The following is a 5,387-nucleotide window of genomic DNA, read 5'->3' as shown; positions in this document are numbered from 1 at the left end:
TTATTTGTCCAGCAGCATGAAGTTTTCCTTTTAGCCTTAAGTACAGTAATTCAATGTCACTTCTTGCTTGATACTCTTTACTAAAAACACTTCGATATGTCGTATGGATGCTAAGTAAGCTCCTATTTCTTACTGTCATCGCTCCATCTTTTAATATAACCCCAGTGATCATCTTTGCTTGATGGTCTCTGTATATTTTAACTTTTCTTGGTTTTACTAGGAGAGATGCCTCAGATATTATTTTCTTTACAGAACGAAGAAATCCCTTTGGGATGGAGTTTCCAGAAAAGGCGATGTCGTCGACATAAACTGTCATCTTTAAATTATTTTCTTCACTGATAGATGATAATTCATCAAACATTTTTTTGTTGGCATAATACGCCATCAGCATACTAACCTGACTACCTGTTGGTAGTTTCCCTTCATAAGCTATTAGAGACGCCAGTGCTAAAGCCACATCTCTTGGCATCTTGAATTCGTAAACAAATGCATTCTCTATTTTTTTTATATCATTCGATGGGAAAAACTTACTAATATCAACCTTTAGCATCTGCAAACTTGTTCTGTGAACATTGGCATTAGATTTCGTTGATCTGTTTTTTCTACCTGAATGTAAGTATGTTGGAAGTTCTATACATTTAAGCAGGTTGTAAATTCGTTTATGTACGACTTCAAGTTTACCTATAGGGTGCTGAATTATTCGTCCGCTATCGTTTTTGAATACGTTGAAGTGTTGGTTGGTTGATATTTTTTTGAATGATTCTTTATCTATCTTCAAAAGGGAAAGTAGTTTTTTTTTACTACCTATTTTATATAGAGGTGATTGGTGAAGAGGATAGTTCTTAGCAAAACTTGGGGAACGGTTACTACTCATCGAAAAAGCTCCAGAAAATCTCTTTAACGTAAGGGATTACGTATTCACGAATTAACTCCCTTAAGCACAATCCTACTAACCACGTTACTAACTGTGCCACTTTCTTAACCGCTTGCTGAACATAGCCTTTGATATTCATGTTTACTTCTCCTTTGCACGACAACCACGAAATGTGATTGCCTCTCGCATGTGCTAGGAGTGAGAGTTGTTCAGCAATTAACCCCTGTTTTCGTACGTCTGCCTCGCAAAGACGTACTCTCAATGCCCGTACACCCTGAGTACCCTAGGTGCCGCCGTGTCGATGACACACTAGCACCACAGGTACCGACAGTTTGTCGACAAGAGTGGTCAGGGACTTTCATCCCCACGCTGAATAAATCAGCAAATAACTTACGAGAAATCTCTCAATTCAGACTACCAATCTATTCTACAACGAATACATCGTCTTAGTGCACTTTTTTTTGAGACAGAAAACAAAGCCTATATCAGATAACAGCCCCTATCTGGGGCTTTTTTATTTTACCACCACCTGATACTTTAAGTAGATAAATAAACTTATAAGCCAGTACACACGGAGTCCCCTCTAACGAGGGTTCACCGTGACTGGTTCAGGGGGCTCGCCGCCCCCCGAAACCCCGGGCATCCACTGCGAAACTTTCGCACTTGGCGTGCGAATATTTCTCAGCGGAGTCGGTATGGAAAAGCGCACCAAAGAAATCAAAATCAGGCTTACGGATGATGAGCATCAGCGACTGCTTGAGCGGAGTCAGAGAACGCATCTTGCCGAGTGGCTACGTGAACTGGGATTAGGTGAACGGACACCCTCAAAGCGTCGTAAATTACCGGATGTTGATCCGCAGTTATTCCGACAGATAGCAGGTACGGGTAACAACCTTAACCAGATAGCGCGAAAACTTAATCAAATGGAGAGTCTGGGAGCAGAGGACAAAATCAGGTTACTGAGCTTACTCACGAGTATTGATCGTCAGTTAACCGAGATACTGGAGCAGCATCGTGATCGTTAAATTTAATTCCCGTGGTGCCGGTGCCGGCAGTGGTCCCGTGGATTATCTTCTCGGTAAAGAGCGTAACCGTGAACAGGCCAAAACCTTACGGGGTGATCCTGAACGGGTGAAAACCTTGATAGATACCTGCGACTTTGCTCGAACCTACACCTCTGGTGTGCTCTCGTTTGAAGAGAAAGATCTCCCTGACGCGGACAAACAGCAGCTGATGGACGAACTCGAGCAAACGCTACTCCCCGGACTCGATAAAGACCAGTACAGCATCCTCTGGGTTGAGCACCAAGACAAAGGCCGGTTAGAGCTTAATTTTGTCATCCCGAACATCGAATTACATAGCGGTAAACGTCTACAACCCTACTATGACCGCGCCGACCGTCCTCGGGTTAATGCGTGGCAAACGTTGACCAATGACCGACTTGGATTAAGCGACCCCAACGACCCAGAACGCCGGCGCGAACTTACCCCGGGTAGAGATCTCCCGAAGAATAGCCAAAAAGCCGCGGAGTCCATCACCGCAGGCCTCTCTCACCTTGCCATGCAAGGTCTAATACGTAACCGCCAAGACGTGATCACCACGCTTGAATCCGCCGGTATGACTATTGCCCGGGAAACCAAATCCAGTATAAGCATCGCCTCACCGGACGGCGGTAAAAACCTCAGACTCAAAGGAGCACTCTATGAGCGGGATTTCCGATTTAGCGAAAGCCTTCGAGGAGAACTCGAAGCAGCAAGCACAACATACCGAGACGCACGTGAAAGCCGAATTTCAGAAGCTGAACGCTGCTATCAGCGCGGAACTGAACTCAAGCGTGAAGAGTATCAACAACGCTATCCAAGACGTGACCCAACAACACCAACAGCGCCTGAAAACCCTCTATCAGCCGGTAATGAAACGGTTGTGGATTGGCCTGTCATTCATCGCCTTGATTTGCGCTGGTCTGATCGGCGGCACCTACTGGTATCTGAGCCAGCAACTCGACGAGATACAGGCCAACGAGCAGAGTCTGGCGGTACTGAACTCCAAAACTGGCAAGGGAATAGTGGTAATGCCGGGAACGGGGGAAGAGAAAGGTACTTACTACATCCAATTACCGAAGAGCGCCAGCAACGTAGAGACCTATCAGTCGAGAAGTTCTCATCTGCTAGTGAAATATCAAGCCAAATAACCCCAGAGAGCTCACCAGAGCCTCTCAGTGACGATTTAACCCACTTAGGCAAAGAATCCCATGACCGAGACAGAAAAACTCTTGTTGAGCGCATTAGAGCGCTTACAGGACGACTCAAAGACACAGCAGCAAGCCTTACTCGACAGTTTCAGGAGTTTACAGGCCATGTACGAGAAAACACGGCAAGAGAATCAAGCCTTAGCCAATCACTGCACGAAGCTGAACCAGCAAGTCGAGGGCTTGAGCAAGCAAGTGAACGACTTGAGCAACACAGTCAATCGCTTAGCCAGACTGTAGACGCCAAAGAACGAACCCAGAACCAGTCTCAGAGTCGCGGCATGAGCATGTGAATTTGGATGGAAATACAAATCCAATAGGGTACAATGTAACCCATAAAGGGAGAGTTACATGAGTCACGCTATCGAATTTATTGAGACATCGCTCTTCACTCGGCAAATTCAAACTATTGCCACGGATGATGAGCTTAAAGACTTACAGAGCGAGCTTATCGAATCACCGGATAAAGGTGACTTAATGCCAGGAACGGGCGGACTGAGAAAAATCAGAATGGCGACCGGCAACCAGGGGAAAAGTGGTAGTGCCAGAGTGGTCTACTTTCTGGCGACAGAGGAAATTATCTATCTGGTCATGGCTTACCCGAAAAACGCAAAAGAAAGCCTAACCGAGGCTGAAAAAGCGGAACTGAAAAAACTGACCAAACGACTCAAAGGTGAGGTGTAGCATGAGTATTTTTAACGAACTGAAAGCATCCCTTGAAGAAGCCGTCGCCATTAAGAACGGCTCAGTCACGCCGTCACGTATTACTCGCTATGACGTGGCCGATGTGAAAGCTATCCGTGAAAAACTGAACGTTTCACAGGCAGAAATGGCAAGAGCACTGGGTACTAGCCTTGATACTATTAAAAGCTGGGAGCAAAAAAGACGTAACCCAACAGGGCTGGCTGCAAAGGTTTTAGCAACAATACAAGACGACCCTAAATACTTTAAGGTGCTGGCAGCACACTAAAAATTTAGCGAGAAAGTGACGGGTAAACTCGACAGAAACGGTCATTTGCGTGTAACTTTAACGGCATTAGAAAAGACAACGCCCCGAATTCATATCTCGACTTGGCGGAAGGAATATGAAATCAGGGCGTAGGCATAAAACCTAAAAAGGATATTAGCACATGAGACGTGCAACACAACAGCCCGCCATAAGCGCTGGGCACATTGAGTAACGTAGCACTTAAACTTTTTAACGACAGATTACCCCACAAACCGTACTTCACGGACGAGCTGCAATGTGGTTTACGCATAGCAGGAAAAGAGCGGGCAATCCTTGCCAAATATATCCAGTTTAACCAACCTCACGCGCAATTCTGGCTCTGCTTTGACGTAGACAGGCCGGGTGCCGCGATTGATTGGAGCGACCGTAATGCTCCCGCACCTACGCTTACTATCATGAACAAGGCCAATGGCCACGCACACCTACTTTATGCGCTCAAAATGGCGGTACGTACAGCTCCTGATGGAAAAATCAAACCACTCAAATACGCCGCTGCGGTAGAGAGTGCGCTACGTGAAAAATTAGGCGCTGACGTGGGGTATTCGGGGTTAATCTGCAAGAATCCAAACCATGACAATTGGCAAATTGCCGTCTGGCAGCCAGAACTCTATACCCTCGATTGGCTTGCAGACTCACTTGATCTTAAATCAGCCAATGATAAAACCATCCTCCCCGATTACGGATTAGGCCGTAACTGCACACTATTCGATAAAACCAGAAAGTGGGCTTACCGTGCGATTCGTCAAGGGTGGCCTGAGTACGATCAGTGGCTACAGGCATGCTACGAACGTACTAGCGCCTACAATCTCCAATTTACTTCACCACTCAATGAAAATGAGGTTATGGGGATAGCTAGAAGTATCGCCAAATGGACAATAAGTAATATGAATCCATCTACATTTTCAGTATATGTTGAGAAAACGCATGGGAATATAATTCAAGCAAGAAGAGGTAGGCTTGGTGGGATCGTTGGAGGAAAGAAAAGCTCAGGAGGAGGAAGGCCAAAAGGCTCTGTTAAATCGGAATCTATTTCGCAAACCAAACCTTGGTTAACTTTTGGAGTAAGCCGCTCAACATGGTATAGAAAATTCAGAGAAAACAGCTAAATATATTTATCCTGATTTTTATGAATATGCTTCGCTTTTTGTTTAAAGCGTTGGTTTATTTGTCCAGCAGCATGAAGTTTTCCTTTTAGCCTTAAGTACAGTAATTCAATGTCACTTCTTGCTTGATACTCTTTACTAAAAACACTTCGA

At 45.3% G+C, this 5,387-nt stretch carries 6 protein-coding genes and 2 pseudogenes; 6 read left to right on the top strand and 2 right to left on the bottom strand.

Going from position 1 to position 5,387, the window contains the following annotated elements; genetic code table 11:
* Together BMX14_RS16215 and BMX14_RS16700 are read right to left on the bottom strand one after the other, a co-directional pair.
* On the bottom strand, positions 1-874 hold an 874-nt coding region (locus BMX14_RS16215), incomplete at its 3' end, for a reverse transcriptase family protein (protein WP_092678546.1).
* Positions 867-1,013, bottom strand: coding sequence for a hypothetical protein (locus tag BMX14_RS16700; protein WP_177173199.1), 147 nt, complete (start codon positions 1,011-1,013; stop codon positions 867-869). The genes BMX14_RS16215 and BMX14_RS16700, both read right to left, overlap by 8 nt.
* Before the next feature lie 556 nt (positions 1,014-1,569).
* On the opposite strand from BMX14_RS16700, the gene BMX14_RS16210 reads away from it, so the two are divergent.
* The 6 genes and pseudogenes from BMX14_RS16210 to BMX14_RS16180 all read left to right on the top strand — a co-directional run bounded on the left by BMX14_RS16210 (position 1,570) and on the right by BMX14_RS16180 (position 5,237).
* Positions 1,570-1,899 carry a MobC family plasmid mobilization relaxosome protein gene (locus BMX14_RS16210; protein ID WP_092678544.1) on the top strand — a complete coding sequence of 110 codons (330 nt, stop codon included), beginning with the start codon at positions 1,570-1,572 and terminating at the stop codon, positions 1,897-1,899.
* Positions 1,889-2,746, top strand: a pseudogene (locus BMX14_RS17265) (relaxase/mobilization nuclease domain-containing protein); the annotation flags it as partial. The gene BMX14_RS16210 and the pseudogene BMX14_RS17265, both read left to right, overlap by 11 nt.
* Positions 2,637-3,065 (top strand): annotated as a pseudogene (locus BMX14_RS17225) (hypothetical protein); the annotation flags it as partial. The pseudogenes BMX14_RS17265 and BMX14_RS17225, both read left to right, overlap by 110 nt.
* 408 nt (positions 3,066-3,473) lie before the next feature.
* Positions 3,474-3,806 (top strand): type II toxin-antitoxin system RelE/ParE family toxin, encoded by a 333-nt coding sequence (locus tag BMX14_RS16190; protein ID WP_092678539.1) that lies wholly within the window; start codon positions 3,474-3,476, stop codon positions 3,804-3,806.
* A gap of 1 nt (position 3,807) precedes the next feature.
* On the top strand, positions 3,808-4,092 hold the full coding sequence (nadS, locus tag BMX14_RS16185) for a NadS family protein (protein WP_092678537.1): 285 nt from the start codon (positions 3,808-3,810) through the stop codon (positions 4,090-4,092).
* 203 nt (positions 4,093-4,295) lie between these two features.
* Positions 4,296-5,237 carry a replication initiation protein gene (locus BMX14_RS16180; RefSeq protein WP_092678535.1) on the top strand — a complete coding sequence of 314 codons (942 nt, stop codon included), beginning with the start codon at positions 4,296-4,298 and terminating at the stop codon, positions 5,235-5,237.
* The last annotated feature ends 150 nt before the right edge of the window (positions 5,238-5,387 follow it).

The sequence above is a fragment of the Rosenbergiella nectarea genome (genome assembly GCF_900111105.1).
Lineage (GTDB): Bacteria > Pseudomonadota > Gammaproteobacteria > Enterobacterales > Enterobacteriaceae > Rosenbergiella > Rosenbergiella nectarea.
This window is presented reverse-complemented; position numbering and strand designations above follow the sequence as displayed.